The 20,589-nt window shown below is 67.4% G+C and carries 18 protein-coding genes; 8 read left to right on the top strand and 10 right to left on the bottom strand.

Features of this window, described 5'->3' with window-relative positions; all coding sequences use genetic code 11:
• Positions 1-2 precede the first annotated feature (2 nt).
• A complete protein-coding gene (locus AVL48_RS18755; RefSeq protein WP_061987029.1) occupies positions 3-1,421 on the top strand; it encodes an MFS transporter in 1,419 nt (472 codons plus the stop codon).
• Here the strand turns inward: AVL48_RS18755 and AVL48_RS18750 are convergent.
• From AVL48_RS18750 to AVL48_RS18735, 4 genes are read right to left on the bottom strand one after another with little or no spacing between them, the layout of a single operon-like run.
• Positions 1,391-2,110 (bottom strand): carbon-nitrogen hydrolase family protein, encoded by a 720-nt coding sequence (locus AVL48_RS18750; RefSeq protein WP_244162629.1) that lies wholly within the window; start codon positions 2,108-2,110, stop codon positions 1,391-1,393. The two genes, AVL48_RS18755 and AVL48_RS18750, sit on opposite strands and share 31 nt — an antisense overlap.
• A 10-nt stretch (positions 2,111-2,120) precedes the next feature.
• Positions 2,121-2,594, bottom strand: a complete 474-nt coding sequence (locus tag AVL48_RS18745) for an SRPBCC family protein (protein WP_061987027.1) — start codon at positions 2,592-2,594, stop codon at positions 2,121-2,123.
• The gene (locus AVL48_RS18740) at positions 2,591-3,301 is read right to left on the bottom strand and encodes an anti-sigma factor family protein (protein WP_061987026.1); all 711 of its coding nucleotides are present in this window, start codon (positions 3,299-3,301) and stop codon (positions 2,591-2,593) included. Before AVL48_RS18740 ends, AVL48_RS18745 begins: the two co-directional genes overlap by 4 nt.
• Complete coding sequence (locus tag AVL48_RS18735) at positions 3,298-3,849, bottom strand: sigma-70 family RNA polymerase sigma factor (protein WP_177242375.1); 552 nt, start codon at positions 3,847-3,849, stop codon at positions 3,298-3,300. Before AVL48_RS18735 ends, AVL48_RS18740 begins: the two co-directional genes overlap by 4 nt.
• A gap of 259 nt (positions 3,850-4,108) precedes the next feature.
• Here AVL48_RS18735 and AVL48_RS18730 point away from each other — a divergent pair, with 259 nt between their 5' ends.
• Positions 4,109-4,744 (top strand): fibronectin type III domain-containing protein, encoded by a 636-nt coding sequence (locus tag AVL48_RS18730; RefSeq protein ID WP_061987024.1) that lies wholly within the window; start codon positions 4,109-4,111, stop codon positions 4,742-4,744.
• A 77-nt stretch (positions 4,745-4,821) separates the two neighbouring features.
• On the opposite strand, the gene uvrA is transcribed toward AVL48_RS18730, so the two are convergent.
• Positions 4,822-7,677 (bottom strand): excinuclease ABC subunit UvrA, encoded by a 2,856-nt coding sequence (gene uvrA, locus AVL48_RS18725; protein WP_061987022.1) that lies wholly within the window; start codon positions 7,675-7,677, stop codon positions 4,822-4,824.
• A 77-nt stretch (positions 7,678-7,754) separates the two neighbouring features.
• Positions 7,755-8,990 carry an acyltransferase family protein gene (locus AVL48_RS18720; RefSeq protein WP_061987020.1) on the bottom strand — a complete coding sequence of 412 codons (1,236 nt, stop codon included), beginning with the start codon at positions 8,988-8,990 and terminating at the stop codon, positions 7,755-7,757.
• Between the two features lie 108 nt (positions 8,991-9,098).
• On the opposite strand from AVL48_RS18720, the gene AVL48_RS18715 reads away from it, so the two are divergent.
• The gene (locus AVL48_RS18715; protein WP_061987018.1) at positions 9,099-9,776 is read left to right on the top strand and encodes an MBL fold metallo-hydrolase; all 678 of its coding nucleotides are present in this window, start codon (positions 9,099-9,101) and stop codon (positions 9,774-9,776) included.
• A gap of 496 nt (positions 9,777-10,272) precedes the next feature.
• Here AVL48_RS18715 and AVL48_RS18705 read toward each other — a convergent pair whose 3' ends face one another.
• On the bottom strand, positions 10,273-10,596 hold the full coding sequence (locus AVL48_RS18705; RefSeq protein WP_061987137.1) for a hypothetical protein: 324 nt from the start codon (positions 10,594-10,596) through the stop codon (positions 10,273-10,275).
• Between the two features lie 25 nt (positions 10,597-10,621).
• On the bottom strand, positions 10,622-11,800 hold the full coding sequence (locus AVL48_RS18700) for a hypothetical protein (RefSeq protein WP_082857685.1): 1,179 nt from the start codon (positions 11,798-11,800) through the stop codon (positions 10,622-10,624).
• 431 nt (positions 11,801-12,231) lie between these two features.
• On the opposite strand from AVL48_RS18700, the gene AVL48_RS18695 reads away from it, so the two are divergent.
• From AVL48_RS18695 to AVL48_RS18675, 5 genes are all read left to right on the top strand, one after another.
• Complete coding sequence (locus tag AVL48_RS18695; protein WP_061987012.1) at positions 12,232-12,957, top strand: HEAT repeat domain-containing protein; 726 nt, start codon at positions 12,232-12,234, stop codon at positions 12,955-12,957.
• Positions 12,958-12,993: 36 nt separating this feature from the next.
• Positions 12,994-13,680, top strand: a complete 687-nt coding sequence (locus AVL48_RS18690) for a hypothetical protein (RefSeq protein WP_061987010.1) — start codon at positions 12,994-12,996, stop codon at positions 13,678-13,680.
• Positions 13,681-13,837: 157 nt separating this feature from the next.
• Positions 13,838-16,744: an alpha-L-fucosidase gene (locus AVL48_RS18685; protein ID WP_061987008.1), complete on the top strand. Its 2,907-nt coding sequence runs from the start codon at positions 13,838-13,840 to the stop codon at positions 16,742-16,744.
• A 46-nt stretch (positions 16,745-16,790) separates the two neighbouring features.
• A complete protein-coding gene (locus AVL48_RS18680; protein WP_061987005.1) occupies positions 16,791-17,594 on the top strand; it encodes a MerR family transcriptional regulator in 804 nt (267 codons plus the stop codon).
• Positions 17,591-18,586 carry a BtrH N-terminal domain-containing protein gene (locus tag AVL48_RS18675; RefSeq protein WP_061987003.1) on the top strand — a complete coding sequence of 332 codons (996 nt, stop codon included), beginning with the start codon at positions 17,591-17,593 and terminating at the stop codon, positions 18,584-18,586. The genes AVL48_RS18680 and AVL48_RS18675 overlap by 4 nt, the downstream gene beginning before the upstream one ends.
• Here the strand turns inward: AVL48_RS18675 and AVL48_RS18670 are convergent.
• A complete protein-coding gene (locus tag AVL48_RS18670) occupies positions 18,568-19,365 on the bottom strand; it encodes a DUF1684 domain-containing protein (protein WP_177242373.1) in 798 nt (265 codons plus the stop codon). The genes AVL48_RS18675 and AVL48_RS18670 overlap by 19 nt on opposite strands.
• Before the next feature lie 86 nt (positions 19,366-19,451).
• Positions 19,452-19,748, bottom strand: a complete 297-nt coding sequence (locus AVL48_RS18665) for an antibiotic biosynthesis monooxygenase (protein WP_061986999.1) — start codon at positions 19,746-19,748, stop codon at positions 19,452-19,454.
• Positions 19,749-20,589 lie beyond the last annotated feature (841 nt).

Genomic DNA, 20,589 nt, shown 5'->3' with positions numbered 1-20,589 from the left:
CCATGCCTCAACGCGCTCTCGCTCTCGCCGTGCTCACCGCCGTTTCGCTGATGGTCGTCCTCGACGGTTCGATCGTCGCCGTCGCGCTGCCCGCGATCCAGAACGACCTCGGGTTCACCGCTTCGTCGCTCGCCTGGGTGGTCAACGCCTACTTGATCGCCTTCGCCGGACTCCTGCTGCTGTCCGGCAGACTGGGCGACCTGCTCGGCCGAAAACGGGTGTTCCTCGCCGGACTCAGCGTGTTCACCCTCGCCTCGCTGCTGTCCGGTGTCGCGCAGGACCAGACCCAGCTCATCGTGTTCCGCTTCCTGCAGGGCGCGGGCGGCGCACTCGCTTCGGCCGTCGTGCTCGGCATGATCACCACGCTCTACCCGGAGCCGCGGGCCCGGGCGAAAGCCATCGGCGTCTACAGCTTCACCCAGGCCGCGGGATCGTCGATCGGGCTCATCGCGGGCGGCACGCTCACCCAGCTGCTCGACTGGCACTGGACCTTCTTCGTCAACCTGCCGATCGGCGTGGTCGCGCTGGTGATGGCCGTCCGGCTGCTCGAAACCGACCGTGGCGCGGGACTGCGCGGCGGCACCGACGTCATCGGCGCCGGACTGGTCACCGGCGGGCTGATGCTGCTGGTCTACACGATCGTCAAGGCCGAGGAGTACACCTGGGCGGACGCCCGCACGCTCGGTCTGCTCACCGTGTCGCTGCTGCTGCTCGCCGGGTTCGTGCTGCGGCAGGCGAAAGCGCGCGAACCGTTGCTGCCGCTGCGGATCTTCCGCGTCCGGGCGGTGTCCGGGGCGAACACGGTGATGGTCCTGATGGTCGCCGGGCTGTTCGGCTTCCAGTTCATCACCGCGCTCTACCTCCAGCGGGTCCTGGAACTCGACGCGCTGAGCACCGGGTTCGCCTTCCTGCCCGCGCCGGTGTCGATCGCGGTGATGTCTTTGGTCTTCGCCGAGAAGCTGAATCACCGCTTCGGGGCGCGGACGGTGCTCGTCACCGGGCTTTCGCTGGTCGCCTTGGCGCTCGGCTTCCTCGCCACGGTCGAAGCGGACGGGAACTACGCGACCGACGTCCTGCCCGCCCTCGTCCTCATGGGCATCGGCTTCGGCGCGGCGATGCCCGCGCTGATGGGGCAGGCGATGTCCGGGACCACGCCCGCCGACGCCGGGGTCGCTTCAAGACTGATCAACACCACCCAGCAGATCGGCGCCGCGCTCGGAACCGCGGTGCTCGCGACGGCCGCCGCGTCCCGGACGGGAGCACTGCTGGCAGAAGGCGCGACCATGCCCGAAGCGCTGACAAGCGGCTACCGGACCGCGTACGCGCTGAGCGCCGGGCTGCTCGCTCTCGCCGTCTTCGTCGCGGCCGTGGTCCTGCGTGGCCGCGTGTCTCAGGAAGCCTCGCCGGCGATGGTCGCATAGGCCCATTCGGAGAGTTCGCCGCCGAGACGGACCTCGGCGGCGCCTCCGGGTTTCCAGACCCCGCTGCCGCCGAACGCGGCCATCCCGCCGGTCTTGCCGGAATACTGGGAAAGCACCACCCACATCCCGTGGCCCGCCGCCACGCCGACCTGGTCGAGCAACCGGTCTTCCTGGCCCTCACTGAAAAGCGCGCTGAGGACATAGACCTCGGCTCCGGCTTCGGCGAGTTCCCTGGAATGCTCCGGATCGGCGGCGTCGAGACAGATCGCGAGGCCGAGCCGCCTGCCACCGACCTCGATGATCACCTGCCGCTCACCGGCGTCGAAAAGCTTTTCTTCGCTGTTGTGCAGGTTTCGTTTCGCGTACGTGGCAACGGTTTCCCCGTCCGGCCCGAGGACGAGCGAACCGATGTACCGACGGCCGTCCTCCAGGAGCGGGAGCCCGACGACGGCGTGCACCCCACTGGTCCGGCAAGCTTCCCGCAGCGGTTCGAGTCGCGGGTCGTCCCGCGTCAGCCAGAGTCCCTCATCGGCGGCGAGCGCCTCGAATTCCAGTCCGGTCAGGGAGAGTTCGGGGAAGGCACAGAGATCGGCGTCTGCGAGCCGCAGCAGCCTCGCGTGTTCGGCGAGGTTCGCGGAGAGGTCGGCGGGGACGGTGAACGGCTGCACGGTGGCGACACGCAACGTCATACGCGGAACCCTAACCCGCGGGCGCGAGCAGATATCCCCGCAAGCCGTGTTGCCCGCGTCGCATCATCAGCGCGTGATTGATTCGGAAGACCGGCCTGGCGACGCGGTCGAGCTTGCGCAGCAACGGTTTCCGGGCCTCGACCTCCTGCGTGATCTCCAGCCGGGTGCCGCTTCGCTCCGGGATCAGCGCGCCGGCGAGTGTTCCTTCCAGGTCGCCGCTGAGCAGTACCCGCACGCGGCCCTCACGCTCGTCCTGCCGATCGCGGTGCATCCGCACAGTCAGCGCGTACGGCAGTCTCGACCGGCAGACGAGTTCGGCGGTGTCTTCGTCGACTTGGCTGACCGAACGAACGTCACGCCACCACAACGGGTACGCGGCGAGGTCGACGACGGCGTCGAAAACCGCCTTCGGTGAGGCGGGAAGCACCCACGTGTCACGGAAGCGGTACCGACCGCTTCCGTGACGCGCGTGCGAATCCGTCATACCCGCGCCGACACCAGGTTCCGGCCGTCCAAGGTCACGACGTCGACCGAGGCCACGTCGTCGGGGGCGACCAAGGCCGAGCCGTCGATCCCAGTGCCCTCCCGTTCGCCCTTCTTCGACACCAGCCAGCTGCCCGCGTTGACCCGTTCACCGCTCTTGGTCACCACGACGAGCTGGCACTTCTCGCCCTCGCGGACACCTTCGGCCTTCGCGTGGAGCCGGACCCAGCCCGCCGCCGGGACGACCCGGACCGCCAGCTGCGCCCCCGTGCCCCGGTCGGTGGCCGCGAGATCACGGGTGCCCGGTACCGGAGCGGTCGCCGTGGGCACCGGCAAGGCCACCGTCGAGGGTTCCGGCGACGTCTGCCGTCCGACCAGCACGCCGGCGCCCAGCGCCACGACGACCAGCACGGCCGCGCCCGCCACGGCGAGGAACCGGCGCGGCTTGCGCCCCTGGGTGTCCTCTTCGTCACGGACCTGGCGCAGCGTGCGCTGCAGAAGCAGGTCGCCGCCATCGGGAGGTCCTTCGAGGAACGCCTCCGGCGGCACCTCGTCGAGGTGATACCGCAGCTCCGCCAGCTCGCGCACCTCACGACGGCACGTGGGGCAGTTCGCCAGGTGTGCCTCGAACGTGGCCGCTTCCACCGGCGTCAGTCCACCGAGGACGTAGGCGGCGAGCTGACCCTGGTCGTGTCCCACCGCACTCATCGCGCTACCTCCTTCCCGGTTCCCGACATCACGGCTCTGAGCGCCCGTAACGCGTAATAAGATCTCGACTTAACGGTACCTGGGGCGACACCCAAGGACCTCGCCGCTTCGGCCACCGTCCGGCCCCGGTAGTAGATCTCCACCAGAACCTCACGATGTTCCGTGGTCAAGCCGTCCATCGCCCCGAGCACGGCCATCGAGTCCACGACGCTCTGCGCGTGGTCCCGCGAGACCGCCGGGGTCGGCGCGCCTTCCTCCGGCTCCGGCACTTCCGGCGGCCGCGCGGCCCTGGCCCGCGCGCGGTCGGTGATGATGTTGCGGGCGACCGTGAGCAGCCAGCCCCGCACCGAACCCTTCGCGTCGTTCTCCAGGTCTTCGGCATGTTTCCAGGCTCGGACCAAGGTCTCCTGTACGACGTCCTCCGCGGCCGCGCGGTCCCCGGTCAGCCTCGTCGCGTACGCCAGCAGGCTTCTCCCGTGTTCGGCGTACAAGTGCCGGACCAGGTCCTCGCCCTTGGCCTTTTTCGGCCGCCAGCCACCGATCGCCACTCGTGTCCTCCCGACGGTCTTCTGGGTCGGCGAGGACAGTACTGCAACCCGCACGGGCAAGGTGGATCGTTCGGCGCGCGCCGCGATCGAACTGTGCATCGGCACCGGCCTCTCCTCGGTTCTCCATGGCCGCCTCCTCTTGGCTCCTACACGGGCGGTGCGCCGGAGCGGTTCAACCGGGTCTTGTCGATCACCGGGCGCGCTCGTATGCTGACGCCTCCGGACTCCGCCGCCGCCTGATTCCCGGGAGGGTCGAGGCGTGCCAAGGAAACTCGCGGCCGTTCTGCTGCTGATGGCTTTCGTGTCGGGATGCGGCGAAGAACCCGGTTTCCGCGCGACACTGACGGATGCCGTGAACGTCGAGCTGAGCTGGCCGGACGACGATCCGAACGCCGCGGGCCGGATCGTCGAGTACACCACCGATCCGCACGGCGACTACACGATCCTGGGGTTCTTGCCGCCGCGGCAGACCTCCTACCGGCATCCGGACCTGATCCCGGAAACGCGGTTCCACTACCGGATCCGGCCGTTCTACGGTGCCGTGTCGGAGGCTGTCACGGTTTCCGGACTTGCCACTCCCGCCGCTTTCGGACCCGCCGTACCGCTGCGGGCGGGTGATCGATCGGCGGCACCGGCGTCGTTCCGGGCCGAGCCCGCACCGGAGCAGATGGTGCGGTTCAGCTGGGCCGACCGCTCCAGCGACGAGGACGGTTTCCTCGTGGAGATCAGGAAACCGGGTGCCGCCGACTTCGTGCCCGTCGAAATGTCCGATCCGGGGACGACGTCGGCCGGGCTCGCCTCGATGCCGGGTGAAGAGGGTTCTTCGTACCGGCTGCGCGCCTTCTACTACGGGGCCGCTTCGCCGGTGCTGGACCGGACCACGGGGAAGGGCTAGTTCCCGCTTCCGAATGCTATGAAAGGTCCTTTCCTTGCAAATTTTGCAAGGAAAGGACCTTTCATAGCATTGGCACCTCAAGCGAGAACGGTCTTCAGGAACTCGCCGGTGTAGCTCTCGGGAACCGAAGCGACGTACTCCGGGGTGCCCTCGGCGATCACGGTGCCACCACCGGAACCACCTTCGGGGCCCATGTCGATGATCCAGTCCGAGGTCTTGATGACGTCGAGGTTGTGCTCGATGACGATCACCGTGTTGCCCTTGTCCACCAGCCCGTTGATCACGCCGATCAGCTTGCTGATGTCTTCGAAGTGCAGACCGGTGGTCGGCTCGTCGAGGATGTAGACCGTCTTGCCGGTGGACCGCTTCTGCAGTTCGCTGGCGAGCTTCACGCGCTGTGCCTCGCCACCGGACAGCGTCGGCGCGGGCTGCCCGAGCCGGACGTAGCCGAGGCCGACGTCGACGAGGGTCGCCAGGTGCCGGTGGATCGCCTTGATGGGCTCGAAGAACTCGGCGGCCTCCTCGATCGGCATGTTCAGCACGTCGGCGACGGTCTTGCCCTTGTAGTGGACCTCCAGGGTCTCCCGGTTGTACCGGTCGCCCTTGCACACCTCACAGGGGACGTAGACGTCCGGCAGGAAGTTCATCTCGATCTTGATCGTGCCGTCACCGGCGCACGCCTCGCACCGGCCGCCCTTGACGTTGAAGGAGAACCGGCCCTGCTGGTAACCGCGCACCTTCGCCTCGGTGGTCGCGGCGAACAGCTTGCGCACGTGATCCCAGACACCGGTGTAGGTCGCCGGGTTGGACCGCGGGGTGCGGCCGATCGGCGACTGGTCGACGCGGACCAGCTTGTCCACGCCGGCGAGGCCGTTGACGCGCGTGTGCCTGCCCGGGACCTGCCGGGCGCCGTTGAGCTTGTTAGCCAGCACGGTCGCGAGGATGTCGTTGACCAATGTGGATTTCCCGGAACCCGAGACACCGGTGACCGACACCAGGCAACCGAGCGGGAACGACACGTCGAGACCGCGCAGGTTGTGCTCCCGCGCGCCGACGACGGTCAGCTGCCGCTTCTTGTCGACCGGGCGCCGGATCGCCGGGACCTCGATCTTGCGACGGCCCGACAGGTACGCGCCGGTGATCGAGTCCTTGTTCCGCAGGATCTTCTTGTACGGTCCACTGTGGACGATGTGACCGCCGTGCTCGCCCGCGCCGGGGCCGATGTCGACCACCCAGTCGCTGGAGCGGATGGTGTCCTCGTCGTGCTCGACGACGATCAGCGTGTTGCCGAGGTCACGCAGCCGGACCAGCGTCTCGATCAGCCGGTGGTTGTCCCGCTGGTGCAACCCGATCGACGGTTCGTCCAGCACGTACAGCACGCCGACCAGACCGGAGCCGATCTGCGTGGCGAGCCGGATGCGCTGGGCCTCGCCGCCGGACAGCGTCCCGGAGGCGCGGTCGAGCGAGAGGTAGTTGAGCCCGACGTCGAGCAGGAAGCGCAGCCGCGCCTGGATCTCCTTGAGGACCGCGCCGGCGATCACCGTCTCCCGCTTGCCGAGTTCCAGTTCGTCGAGGAACTGCGACGCCTCCGCGATCGAGAGCGCGCAGACCTCGGCGATCGACCGCTCCCCCTGGGTCTTGTGCTCCAAGGTGACGGCGAGGATCTCCGGCTTGAGCCGCGTGCCCTGACAGGCCGGGCACGGCACCTCGCGCATGTAGCCCTCGTACCGCTCGCGCATGTACTCGGACTCGGTCTGTTCCTGACGCCGCTCGAGGAACGGGATGACGCCCTCGAAGGCCGCGTAGTACGAACGCTGGCGGCCGTAGCGGTTCTTGTAGCGGACGTGGACCTGCTCGTCGACGCCGTGCAGGACGGCCTTCTGCACCTTCGCCGGCAGCTTGCGCCACGGGGTGTCCATCCGAAAGCCGATGGTCTCCGAAAGAGACTCGAGCAGCCGGATGAAGTAGTCCGCGCTCTGGCCACCCGCCCACGGCGCGATGGCGCCCTCACCGAGGGACAGCTCGTCGTCCGGGACCACCAGTTCCGGGTCGACCTCCTTGCGGACGCCGATACCGGTGCATTCGGGGCAGGCGCCGTAGGGCGCGTTGAACGAGAACGACCGCGGCTCGAGGTCCTCGATCGCCAGCGGGTGGCCGTTGGGGCAGGCCAGGTTCTCGGAGAAGCCGCGCACGCGATGCGGGTCGTTCTCCGGCAGGTCGACGAATTCCAGCTCGATCAGGCCATCGGCGAGCCGCAGCGCCGTCTCGACCGAGTCGGTGAGCCGCTGCCGCGAGCCGGTCTTCACCGAGAGCCTGTCGATGATGACGGCGATCTCGTGCTTTTCCTGCTTCTTCAGCTTCGGCGGGTCGGTGAGCGGGTGGACCGTCCCGTCGACCACGACACGCGCGTAGCCCTGCTGCTGCAGGTTCTCGAAGAGGTCGAGGTACTCCCCCTTGCGCCCGCGCACGACCGGCGCGAGTACCTGGAAGCGGGTGCCCTCCTCCATGGCGAGCACCTGGTCGACGATCTGCTGCGGGGTCTGCTTGCTGATCGCCTCCCCGCACTTGGGGCAGTGCGCCTTGCCCGCACGGGCATAGAGCAGGCGCAGGTAGTCGTAGACCTCGGTGATGGTGCCGACGGTCGAACGCGGGTTGCGCGAGGTGGATTTCTGGTCGATCGACACCGCGGGCGACAGGCCCTCGATGAAGTCGACGTCCGGCTTGTCCATCTGGCCGAGGAACTGGCGCGCGTACGCCGACAGCGACTCGACGTAGCGACGCTGCCCCTCGGCGAAGATGGTGTCGAAGGCGAGGCTCGACTTCCCGGACCCGGACAGGCCGGTGAACACGATCATGCTGTCGCGGGGCAGGTCGAGATCCACGCCGCGGAGGTTGTGCTCGCGGGCGCCGCGAACAACGAGGCGATCAGCCACGCCAGGGTCCCTTCAGGTTTCATTCTCAGCTGCGGTCGCCGGCCCGGTCGATAGCTGCACGGGCGGCCGCCTCCATGCTACGAGGCACCACCGACAGAAACTGATTCCGAGTCCTTGACCTGCGGTTTTCCGGGCTTTTCGCGTCGATCTCGGCGAGCGGTGAGCCACCGGTGGACCGGCCGTTCCACGCCCACGGTGACCGCCCAGCCCGCCAGCACGGCGGCGGCCAGCACGATGGGGAGACGCAACCAGCCGGGGACGCCGACGTTCAGCAGGGCACGGGCCAGGATGTAACCCAGTTCCTGGTGCACCAGATAAAGACCATACGAGATGCCCGCGAGCCAGGTGACAGCCGGGGCGATCCGGGCGAGCCCGGGGAACCGCCAGTCCGGTCCCCGCGCCGCGAAGCAGACGGCCACCAGCATGATCGCGAAGCCGATCAGCGAAGGCCAGCGCTCGGGATCGTTGGGCAGGGCCTGGTGGAACGGGAAGACCTGCAGGTCCTGTGCGGCGCAGGCGGCGAGCAGGAAGAGCGCGAGATGCCAGTGCGCCAGCCGCCGTTTCGCCCACAGCCAGATCGCGATCCCGATGGCGAAGACGTGCACGCGGTGCAGGCCCAGCCCGTAGAAGAAGGTTTCGACGAGCTTCGGCGTGGAAACCGGGTCGAACACGACGAACCGGAGGATCAGCGGGACCAGGATCAGCGCCCAGAGCAGCCCGACGGTGAGCCGGTGGGTGCGCCAGCGGCGCGGCCACAGCAGGGCGGCGGCGGTGAACGCGACGAGTTGGACCGGCAGCGTCCAGTAAGCGCCGTCGAGATAGTAGAAAAGCTCGTAGCGCCAGCCCCACTCCTGCACCATGCCCAGGTTGGCGAGCAGATCGGAGCCGGTGGGGATGTACCACGGCGACGGATCGGTCGGCGGGCCCTCCGGGACGCCGAACAGGAATCCCGACAGGCCGGGCGGGAACGACAGGCCGCTGAACCGGATCGTCGCGTATCGAGCCACGACGTAGGTCACGGCCACGGCGACCAGGTAGGCGGGCACCAGCCGCGCGACCCGGTTCCACAGCCACCGCCGAGGTTCACCCTTTCGAAGGCTCGCGCACACGAAGAAGGCGGAGATCACCAGAAGGATGGCCGCACCGAACTGCGCGGTCACCCGAAAGGGGTACCCCACCAGTTCGGGATGCAGGAGAGCGCCCTGGTGGGTCACGTGCCCGAGCATGACCGCGAAGACGGCGACCACGCGAAGCAGGTCCCAACTGATCCGGCGCGGAGTCCGCGTTCCGGTCGGCGGCGAAGGGTCGGGCACGGGTGTCCTGATGGTTCGGCTGGCGGGGCGACGCGAGCCTACGGCCCACGCCTGTGCGGCGCCTGTGCGGGTGGAACCGATTGCAGGCGAACGACTACCGTGTGCGCTGTGAACATCGTCGAGACCTACACCGGGCATGTCGAGCCCGGCGGTGACGCCGCCCGTCGCACCCTGGACGCGCTCACCATCACGAAGCTGTCGGTCGGTCCGATGGACAACAACGCGTATCTGCTCGTCTGCCGCGCCGAGAACGAGGCGCTGCTGATCGACGCCGCGAACGACCCGGAACGGATCTCCGACCTCATCGGCCACGGCCCCGACCGGCCCGCGCTGAAGACCGTCGTGACCACCCACCAGCACCAGGACCACTGGCAGGCCCTCGGCGCCGTCGCCGGCGCGAACGGTTCGAACACCGCCGCCCACCCGCTGGACGCCGAGCCACTGCCGATCCCGCCGGACTTCCTGGTCGAGCACGGCGACACGATCAAGGTCGGGCAGATCACCCTCGAAGTGATCCACCTGCGCGGCCACACCCCCGGCTCGATCGCGCTCCTGTACCGCGACCCGGCCGGGCACCCGCACCTGTTCACCGGCGACTCGCTGTTCCCCGGCGGCGTCGGCAAGACGAACTCACCGGAGGACTTCAAGTCGTTGATCGACGACGTCGAGTCGCGGATCTTCGGTGAGCTACCGGATGAGACGTGGTTCTACCCGGGACACGGAGACGACTCGACGCTGGGTGAGCAGCGGGCACATCTGGCGGAATGGCGCGAACGCGGCTGGTGAGCTGACAACGTTCCCGAACGGGGCTGCCCAGCGAATAGGCAGCCCCGGTTCTGTTCGCACTGGGACCGGACGGGCCTGCCCGTGTCTTCAGTGGCGTCGGCCGAGGGTCGGCAAGCCGCCCGACCGTGTGGACACCGAGGTCGAACCATGGACATCTCGATCATCGCGATGGAGGGTCTCGTTTTCGAGGTCCAGCAGTTGCCGGCGCTGCTCTACGGTCAGCGTCGCGCGTTCGGCGGTGTCGACGTCACTCCAGGCAAGCCTGCCTTGGCGGAACAAGCCACGCAGTTCTCGAAATGGGTGGACGGACGTCGCAGACCGGGTATCACGCCGCGACCTCGCTTGTTCGGTCACTCTCGACCGAGGGTGGCGGTCCGTCGCGCAGGCACAGCCAAGGCCGACCGTCAGACCACATTTGGCGCATTCCACCTGTCGTCCCCCTTGCTCCCGAGTCCCGCGCTCGTGGATCAGTCGGCCCATCGCGATCCGGTGTTACTCAGGCTGACGGATCGTGGATCCAGCAAAGCTCGGCGGGCGACGGTATTTCCCCCAGCACCCTGATCTCACAGGCCAGCCGCGCGAGAGCCTGGCCTTTCGGTCCCCGCCACGGCACGAAACCAGGACTTTCACCCACAAGATCACCAGGCACCGCGCCGTGGTCGATCAGCGCACCGACCACGGACAACAACGCCGAGGTCGTCTCGGCAAAGGTCGCATCGTTTCCGACCTTCGCTTCCGCCACCGCGGCCACGGTCGAGAGGCCGACCCATTCTTCTCGCGCGCAGGCGAGCAGGTATTCCAGAGCGTCTTCCTCGGACATGGTCATCCTTTCGAATGCGCGCTGTTCAACGCCGTGGCCAGTGAAAAGCGAGCCCGTACTCCTCCCGCGGACGACAGGGCCCTTGGAAGGTGTGCTCGACGACGCCCCGCCGGATCTCGAGCAGACGTCGATCCCCTGCCGGCGGCCGGATGACGCGCTCGTAATCGGTCTGTTCCGCGTACCACCAGCATGCCTCGGGGACACAGTCGTCGAAGGTGATGCTCACGCTCAGGCCGCCACTCACCTTGCCTTCGCCGTCGACCACTCGTGGCGCGATTCCGTGATGGTCGACTTCGACGTTGACCCAATGCCGCTCCTGGTCGAGATCGTCATCGCAGGCGAGGGAAACGAACTCGTGACGCTCGCCTTCGCACAGCGGGTTCGGGAAGCGCAGCTCCACGGTCAGCGGATCCCCTGGTCGCGCACCCGGCCGGGTCTCGGCACGGCAACCGAAGATCCCTTTGACGGGCATGGGCGCCAGCGCGCCGGTCCATCCGGTCAGTGCCCGCGCCCGGTACCCGTCGACGCCGTTCGCACAGGCGACGACGTTTCGCACCGTCAACCGGCGATACGCCGTCCTGCGCCGCATTTCCACGGCTACCAGCTGACGTTCCAGGAAAACGGGCTGCACACCGTCCGGGAGCGGCCGCCGCCCGGGCTCCTGAGGCCCGGAAAGTGAGGTTCGGGCGATCTCCACATAAGTTCGCCAGGCTTCGCCGTCGCGCGCGAGGCTCGCCAGTTTCCTTGCCAGGCAAGGGGAAAGCTTATCGCTTACCGCGTGCCGCCAAGCGTTGTGCATGGGCGTCGTCGTGGTCGGCGGCGGAACTTCGAACACGCCGGGCAGGTTCCTCGACTGCCCGAAACGCTCGTCGAGGGTCGCCTCCCAATCCACCCCGCCGAGCCGGAACGCGGCGTTCAGGATGTCGGAGCCCGTCGATTCTCCCGTCGGCGCCATCCGGCTGATCTCGTCGAGGACCAGTCCCCAGACCGCGAGCGCCCGGACCTCCGGAGTCGCCGTGGTCATCGACTCTGTCGGCCGGATAAGCGCGCCGAGGACGGCGGCCGATTCGCTCGCCGGGTCTTCGATCGCAGAACGCAGGAACCCGAGTGGCCCGTCGTCCTCGCGGCCGGCGAGCCGGCGCAAGGCGGCTTCGACCGCAGCGACAGAACAGGAAATCCGCTCCCACTCCACCTGGATTGTCAAGACGCCCTCCACGATTCGTGGCGATGATCGACAATGCGCGGCCGGCCGGACGACGATCGGTCATCGCCCAAGGTGTACTAGTACACCACGTTCGAGGGGTTCGACAAGGGCGAACGAACCGCGTCGAAACGTCGCGGTCACCGGCGATCACGCAGGCACCTTGTCGACCGGCCGCGGCATCCGGTTCAGGACACCGGTCACCGTCTTCACGCTCGCCGCTCCGAACCGTGTGGTCATTGATCACGGACGGGAATCCGTGAAGACTTTTCACCGACCATCCGGCGTTCGGTGATCAAAATCCTTTTCGCGATTCCCGCGGTGAAAAACCGGCACGCCCCCAAAAGGCGATTTTTCGGCGAATCAGGTATCTGCCGTCCGGCATCGCGTTCCTTCCTTCAGTCAGCATCAACGCCGCTGCGAAGGAGAACCTCATGCCGATCCCACGCAATCCCGACACCCCGTCTTTGGGCCCGGGTGGCGACAACCTCGAAGCGGGCCCGAGCAGTTCGGGTCTCGGAAGCTTCTCGAACAGCGAAATCGGCGAACTGGTCACCCTGGCCGCCGAAACGATGGCCGCGTCCGGTGCGGACGCCGAACGCAATTACCAGCGGAGCCTCGACCGGCTTCGCGAGCGCGCGGACGAAGTCGTCCCGGCGCTCGGCGCGCAGTACGACGCGCTGTCCGAGGACCAGTACCTGGAACGCTGGGGGCTGGTCCAGCTGCTCACCGACCTGCGGCACACGGCGGCTGTTTCCGTCCTCGAAAACGTACTGCGCCAGCCGATCCCGCCGGAGCGTTCCGACGACCCGGCGCACGGGATCAGCACCGTCGGCGAAGAGGTGATCATCCGCACCACCGCCGTGGAAGCGTTGGCACGACTGGCGTCCGCCGGCGATCAGGCGGCCAAGGACCTGCTGTTGCGGCAGGTGCGGCACGAGGTGTTCACGGTGCGGCGAGCGGCCGTCCAGGCCATCGCCGAGACCGGCGACACCGATCTCACCGCGCAGGTGCGCGAGGCGCTCAGCGGCACCGAGGACGATCGGTTGCTGAACATCCGGCGGGTCGACGTCCGCGGTGTCCCGCAGGCCGTCGGCGGTCGCCACGTGAAGGACTCGCGGACCGACGACGTGCCACCGCCGGAGCCCCCGCGCTCCTGAATCGAACGAATTCCTTCTACAGACAGGTGATCTCCGATGGCCACTTGCAGCTACACCGTGCCGGACAAGAACGTGACCGGAGACAATTTCTACGGTGCCTCGATCTGCAATCAGACCTACATCGACTATTTCTGGAACACCTACGGCTTCTCGGGCAACAAGGACTACTGGGACGACGGCTTCGGCTGGGAAGACCCGTGCAATACCGACAAGCCGCTGGCCCGGACCTTCAACGCGTGCTACCTGCTGACCTATTCGGCGCAGGACTACGAGAACGACGCCTATTCCGGGGCGATGCTGAACTGGGCACGCCGCTACGTCCGGGACAACTGCGACGACCTGCGCTCTCTTTGCGGCGACGGCAGCGCCATCGCCCGTTCGTTCAGCGGCGCGTTCGTCGACGACCGGATCGAGGTGTACCTGGGTTTCTGGTACTCCAAGGACGTTCCCGGCCGCGCCGAGACGCTGATCCACGAGTCCCGGCACCAAGGCGGGAAGCCGCACAACGCGAATTTCCCCGCCGGTTCGGTGTTCGGCGCCGGCCAGAGCGGGGCCGACTCGACGTGGGGCTACGAGGGCGCGTGGATGTACGGCGCGCTGTACCTGTGGTGGTTCTACGCCCAAGGCGCACGCACGACGTCGGCGCTGCGTGAGCGGGCCCGCCAGCGCGGCAACCTCGTGATCGACAACGCTTTCGCGACCCACCCGGGTTTCAACATCTGAAGCGTGACCGATCGGGCCCTCTCGTTTCACCACGAGAGGGCTTCGTCGGGATATACCTCCGACGACTGAGCTTGTGTCCCGCTCATCGGGGCTTGACCGCTGGATTATCAGCCGCAATCATCGGATCTCTCGGCAACCACGCCCTGGATGAGAGCGGATGGTCATGAGAGTTCGAGCGCAACGCACCGCCTGGCTCGCCGTCGTCCTCGCCCTGCTGGCGGGCCTGCTCACCACGACGGCGGCGAATGCGGAGGTGCACCATCCCCGCCAGCAGTGGCTACGCGAGGCCACCGCGGGACTTTTCCTGCACTGGGGCATGTTCACCGCACCGCGCCACACCGACTGCGCGGCCTGGGAACGCGCCGTCACCGACGGCGGCTGGAGCGCCGACTACTGGGTGGACGAAGCGCGCAAACTCGGCGCCTCCTACATCGTGCTCGCCACCTTCCACAGCAGGCTGGGGTACGCGCGGCCGTGGCCGTCGAAGATCCCGGGAAGCTGCGCGACGCAACGCGACCTGCTCGGCGAACTCGTCAAAGCGGGCAACGCCAAGGGCGTCCGGACCATCCTCTACATGACCGACGATCCGCAGTGGCACAAGGAAACCGGTGTCGAGTCCCTGGATTCCGCGGCGTACTCCGCCTACAAGGGCAAGCAGGTGGACCTGACCACGCGGCCCGGATTCGGCGAGTACAGCTACGACCTCTTCCACGAGGTCATGGACCGCTACACCGATCTCGCCGGGTTCTGGATCGACAACGACAACGAGTACTGGGAAAAGAACAAGCTCTACGAACAGATCCGCGAGAAACGGCCGTCCTGGTTGCTGAGCAACAACAACGAGGACACGCCGATCATGGACACCGTCAGCAACGAGCAGAAGACCGGCATCACCCCGGCCTACGATTACCCGCAGGCCGCGTTCACCCCGATGCCGCGGCTCACCGAAGCCGACTACAAACTGCCGACCAACGGCGGCTGGTGGTACGACGGCACCGATCAGGCCGTCGACTTCCGGCTGTCCACCGGGCGCTACATCACCAACGCCGGTTCGTCGATGAAGTCGCTGATGGCCGAAACCCCGATGGTGAACGGGAAGTTCCCGCCGCAGCAGGAGGCGTACAACAACTTCATGGCGAGCTGGGTACCACCGATCAGGTCCTCGCTTCAGGGCAAAGAGGGCGGCGGGTACATGTACGGCGGGATGCAGCCCGGGTTCTGGAACGACGGCGCGCACGGCGTCATCACCGTCGAGCCCGGCGCCGGAACGCAATACCTCCACGTGGTCACGCGGCCGCGAACTGATCTGCTCCGGTTGCGCGACAACGGCTACCAGGTCACCAAGGTATCCGACCTGCGCTTGGGCAAACCGCTGCGGTTCAGCCAATCCGCCGGTTACCTGACCATTGTGGACATCAAGAACTGGGACACCTACGACACGGTGTTCAAGGTGGAAACGGCCGGGCAGCGGTACTTTTACGATTCCCGCACGATCAAGGCCACGGCGTCTTCCTCGCGTGCGGGGCATCCGGCGTCCAACCTCGTCGACGGGAACTTCGAGAACTACTGGGACGCCGACGGCAAGCAGCCGGTCTCGCTGACCTTGGATCTCGGCAAGCGGCGGACGGCGACCTACCTCGCGGTGAACCAGCGTGAGATGTCGCCGACGCACGCACGGGAATCGTTCGGCAGGCCCGAGGACTCGTCCCGGATCAAGGACTATCGCGTCTACCTCAGCGACGACGGCAGGAACTGGGGCGAACCGATCCGCACCGGGGCGATGCCGAGTGCCCGCGGGGTGCAGTTCATCGATCTCGGTGAACGTCGGACCCGGTTCGTCAAACTCGAAGTGCTCGACACCTGGGCCGGTCCGCAGGCGAAGCCGTTCTACAAGCAGTTGGCGATCGACGAGATCAAGGTGGCGTACGGCTATCCGAGCTCGTTCCCCGGCACACCGGTTCCGCTGGAGGCCGAATCCTTCCGTAACGACCTCGACGGCCGCGCCCGCCTTGACCCGTGCGCGTCCTGCTCCGGATCGCTCCAGGTCACCGGGCTCGGCCGCGGTCCTCGCCACGCGGTCTCGTTTCCGGGGGCGACGGTGGCGGAAGCCGGGACCTACCGGCTCCAGCTCGACACCACGGGCGGACCCGCGACGTCGGTGGCGGTGAGTGTCAACGGCGGCGCGCCCGTGGAGACCACGATCGACGCCGGCACGCCCGGAGTCGTGGCCTCGACGGCGCTCCCGGTCACGCTGAACGCCGGTGCCAACACCGTCAAGGTGTTCAGCGATGCCGCCGCGGGCCCGGACCTGGACCGGATCGCGGTCGCTCCCCTGCCATCCTCGTCCTACACACCGAAGACGACTCTGACCGTCGAACCCGGTGGGCTCCAATGGCTTTCCCCGGGACGGCAGTCCATGAAGGTGACCGCGAAGCTACGGCTCGACGCCGACGACACCATCGGCAAGGTCTCCCTGGCGCCGGTCGTCCCGGCGGGCTGGACACTGCGGGGAGCTCCGGCGACGGCGGCGTCGATGCGCGTCGGGCACGAGCTCGAAGCCTCATGGACCCTGGACTCCCCCGAAGACATCACCGCGACCGACATCCCGGTCACCGCGTCGTTCGACGTGCTCGGGCGGGCGAAATCGGTGAGCAAGCCGGTGCGGGTGAGCCCCCGGCCGGCGGACCGGGTCTTCATGCGGGAGGCCGAAGACTCGGCGAACGACGTCGGCGACGCCGGGGTCACGTACTGCGGAGTGTGCTCCGGTGGCCAGAAGGTCCGCAACATCGGCGGCGATCCGGGCTCGTTCGTGCTGTTCGAGGACGTCACCGTGACCGAGGCCAGGCGGTACACCCTCTACCTCGACTTCACCGTCAACGGGCCGCGCTCGTACTTCGTCACGGTGAACGGCGGCGCTCCGGTGGAGGTGAAGGTCGACGGCTCGGGGAACAACACCCAGTACACGACCTCGGTGCCGGTCGAGCTGCGGGCGGGGGCGAACACGATCAAACTCCACAACGACCAAGCGTCGGCCCCCGATCTCGATCGGCTGTCACTGGGGTGAGGTACCGGCTTGACCCTCTCCCGGGGAGAGGGTTCAGGCTTGTCCCATGACGACCTTGATGCCGATCGGCGTGTTCGCGCACGCCACCCGGCTGTCGGTCCGCGCGCTGCGGAACTACGACCGGCTGGGGCTGCTGGTGCCCGCGCTGATCGACCCCGGAACCGGGTACCGCCGGTACTCGCTCGAACAGTTCGCCCGCGCGGGGCTGATCCGTCGGCTGCGGGAACTGGAGGTACCGCTCGCGGAGATCGCCGAGATCCTCGACGCGGGTACGCCGGACGACGTGAAGGCCGCGATCAAACGGCATCACGACCGGGTGGTGACGCGGGCCGCGGAACTCGCGGCGATCGGCGGCGAACTCGATTCCGTACTCGCCGAGCCAACGCGGTGGCTGCATGTCTACGAGCGCACGCGCGCTCCGCAACCGATCGCCCGCCTGACGATCCAGACCGCGCTGGGTGGTTTGGCCGAGCTGATCGGGCCGGCGTACGGCCGCCTGTTCGCGGCGCTCGAAGCGCAAGGCGTCGCACCGGCGGGGCCGCCCGGGACCCGGTACCTCACCGACGATCCCGATGAGCTGACCGTCGAACTGTTCGTCCCGGTCAGCGAGCCGGTGCGCGCGGACGGAGACGTCGACTCCGCCGAACTTCCCGGATGTCTCCTCGCGGCGACGATCCACGAGGGAGACTACGACGACGTCGAAACCGCCTACCGGTCACTGGGCCGCTGGATCGCCGAACGCGATCGCGTCCCGGCCGGCCCCGCGGAGGAGTTGTACCTCGTGGCTCCCGGCCCCTCGGTCACGCCCGAGGCCTATCGCACCGAAATCGCCTGGCCGGTGCGCCCGTGATCCTCGACGGCATCACCACCACCGGTGGCGAACATTGCGAGACCAGCACTCTCGACGTCCTCCTGCGGCACGCCGGGATAGAGCTGTCCGAGCCCATGCTGTTCGGGCTCGGTGAAGGTCTGGGCTTCATCTACTGGGACGGGAAGAACCTGCCATTCCCGTTCCTCGGTGGACGCGGCAAACCCCTCGAGATCACGCGGAGACTGACCGCACGGCTCGGGCTGGCGTTGGTCGTCAAGGAGACCACGTCGGCGCGCACGGCGTGGCGGAACGTGGCCGAGCGGATCGACGCCGGCCTCCCGGTCGGCCTGCAACTTGATTCCTACCACCTCGAGTACTTCACCTCGAAGGTCCACTTCGGCGGACACGTCGCCGCTTTGTACGGCTACGACGAAGAAAAAGCGTTCCTGGTCGACACTGCGCAGCAAGGCGGTGAGGTGACGACGTCACGGGAGAGCCTGGAACGCGCCCGAGGCGAGAAGGGGCCCATGACGGCGAAGAACCTCTCGTTCACCCTTACCGCGGACGGGTCGCTCACGCCGCTTTCCGACGCCGTTCGCTCCGCCGTGCGAGCCAACGCGGCGGAGTTCCTCAATCCGCCCATCGCCAACCTCGGCTATCGCGGGATCGGCAAAGCCGCCGTCCAGGTGCGGAATTGGCTCGACCGCAGCAGCGACCCGGCCCGCGATCTCCCGCAAACCGCCACCCTGATGGAACGGGCGGGGACCGGCGGCGCGCTCTTCCGCCGGTTCTACCGCGACTTCCTCGAAGAAAGCGCGACCCTCGTCGACGACGCCGGTCTCCGTACCGCCGCCGAGAAATATCGCGAGATCACTCCATTGTGGACCGAAGTGGCGCGGTTGTTCACACAGGCGGGGGAAACCGGCGACGCTCGGCACCTGGCCGACGCGTCCGCCATCCTGTCCGAGCTGGCTCAGCGCGAACAGGAGGCGATGACGGCGCTGGCGACGGTTCAGCCTTGCCGCTCGTAGGGCAGCTTCTCCCCCGCTTCGACCGCGAACGGCAACCGGTTATCGGCAGGCGGCAACGGGCAGGTCGCGAAGTCGGTGAACGCGCACGGCAGATTCGTCGCCCGCGTGAAGTCGAGGACGACGGACCCGTCCTCGGCGGGTGGAGCCACCGCGAGTGACCGGTTCGCCGCGTACGTGGTGACGCCGCTCGTGGCGTCCGTGAACAGGATGAGCAGGCCGTCCTTCTTGCCGTTGAACGCGGTGAGGGTGTGCTCCACGCCGTCGTGTTCGAAACGCACGATCCCCGGCGCGACGTAGACGTGGCTGAGGCCTTCGACCACCGCGCCGACCGTGGTCGGGCGCGGCGCGTCGAAGGCCTCGAAGGTGCCGGAAAGCACCCATGCCTCGTCGGGCTCGTACGCTGGGACCCCGCGGAAAGCGTTCAGCACGGGAGCTTTCGGATCGTGCACGCGGATCAGGTACCCACCGCGGCGCGCCACCTCGATCTCGACGTCCCCGGCGACGACGCGAGTGGTCGCGCCGCTGTTGACCAGCTCGAAGCGGCGGACATCGGTGACCCGCTCCCCCTCATGGGAGAGGTCCGCGCCCTGCGGGTCGAGGTAGGCCGCGTCGGCGTCCTGCCACCACAAGCCGGGGAGCCCGTCGTACGCGCGCGGCTTGTCCTCGAGCCAGTCGAGGGAGACCAGGGCGAGCCAGCCGAGCGGATCGGCGAGATCCCGCTCGCGCTGGGTCTTCCAGTCCTGCCAGTCCCGCGTGAACGTGTCCACGCTTGTGCTCATCGCCGATCCCTTCCGTGACCTCGTTCGTTCTCCCAGGTCAACAGCCTGCCGACGGCGATATTTCCCGTCCCGGCATGTGGGCGGCCCTAGGCGCGGTAGTCGGAGGTGGTGCCCTCCTCGGCGGAGATCAATTCGGTGATGGGCGCGAAGAACGCCTTGATCCCCGGCAGGTTCGCGCCCTTCTCCCGCGACGCGGCGAAGTCCCCGGAGGAACGCCACCACACGATGTCGAGCCAGGTTTCGTCGTCGACCCGGATCAGCTGGGCGTCGAGGAATCCTTCCCGGTCTTCGCGGAAATCTGCGAGCATCGCGGTTCGCGCCTGGAGCAGTTCGTCCGCGCGGTCGGCGGGGACCTTGAAGCGGGTCAGTTCCACTGTCGTCATGGTGCCGATGCTAGGCGACAGCGTCCGCGCTCGCTTCCTTTGCGTGGTTGCCATGACCACCCCGTTGGTCCGCATTTAGTCGACTAAATGCGGCGTTTCGCGCAGTAGCTTTCTCGCTGGCGATATCAGCCTTTGGTGGCTTGGGCTCAGCTGGTCAGTGCACCGGCGGGGGATAATGCTCGTTCTGGGTTCCGTGTCGCGTGGTGTTCCGTTGCGGTCGGTGGAGCGTGATTTGATCGTGTTCGGGATGAGGCGCGGGAAATCGTTTGGGGAGATTGGGGTCTGGATTGGGCGGGATCATTCGGCGGTGTCGCGCGAGGTTGACCGTAAGGGTGGGCGGGAGGTGTATTCGCCGTTGCCGTTTCTGACTCGCGCGATGACGGAGAGTCGCGAAAAAATCGGTCACCGATGCAGATCGCGTGCGGGTTGCGACCTTGGTAGAGCGGCGCGCTCGATTTGTCATGCTGACGCGTATTCCTCGTGGTCGTACGGCAGAGGAGGTGATCCCTCGACCAGCCGTCAACCTTTCCTGACGTTCAAAAACAGCGTCACCTGGGGATCAGCGTGGCGAGCTGGGCAGTCAATGGGTTGCTGCGCCAGCACCTTCCAAAGAAACTGGCCTATCCGGGTGTTCACAGGACGAACTCGATGCCATCGCAGTTCAGTAAAGTGTGGCCAGACTGAGCGGCATACGAACACCCGTTCGACCAGTTTTTGGTATTATCGAGGGGTGTCCGAGACGTTTCTTCCTGAGTTGCCGCAGGAGTTGTGGCGTGCTGGCAAGCTGGAGCTTGCTTATGGCGTGCGGCAGTTTCTGCGGGTGATGCGGATGGCGTCCGCT

Source organism: Amycolatopsis regifaucium, assembly GCF_001613935.1.
GTDB lineage: Bacteria > Actinomycetota > Actinomycetes > Mycobacteriales > Pseudonocardiaceae > Amycolatopsis > Amycolatopsis regifaucium.
The sequence above is the reverse complement of the archived record's forward strand: the minus strand, read 5'-3'. Positions and strand labels throughout refer to the sequence as shown.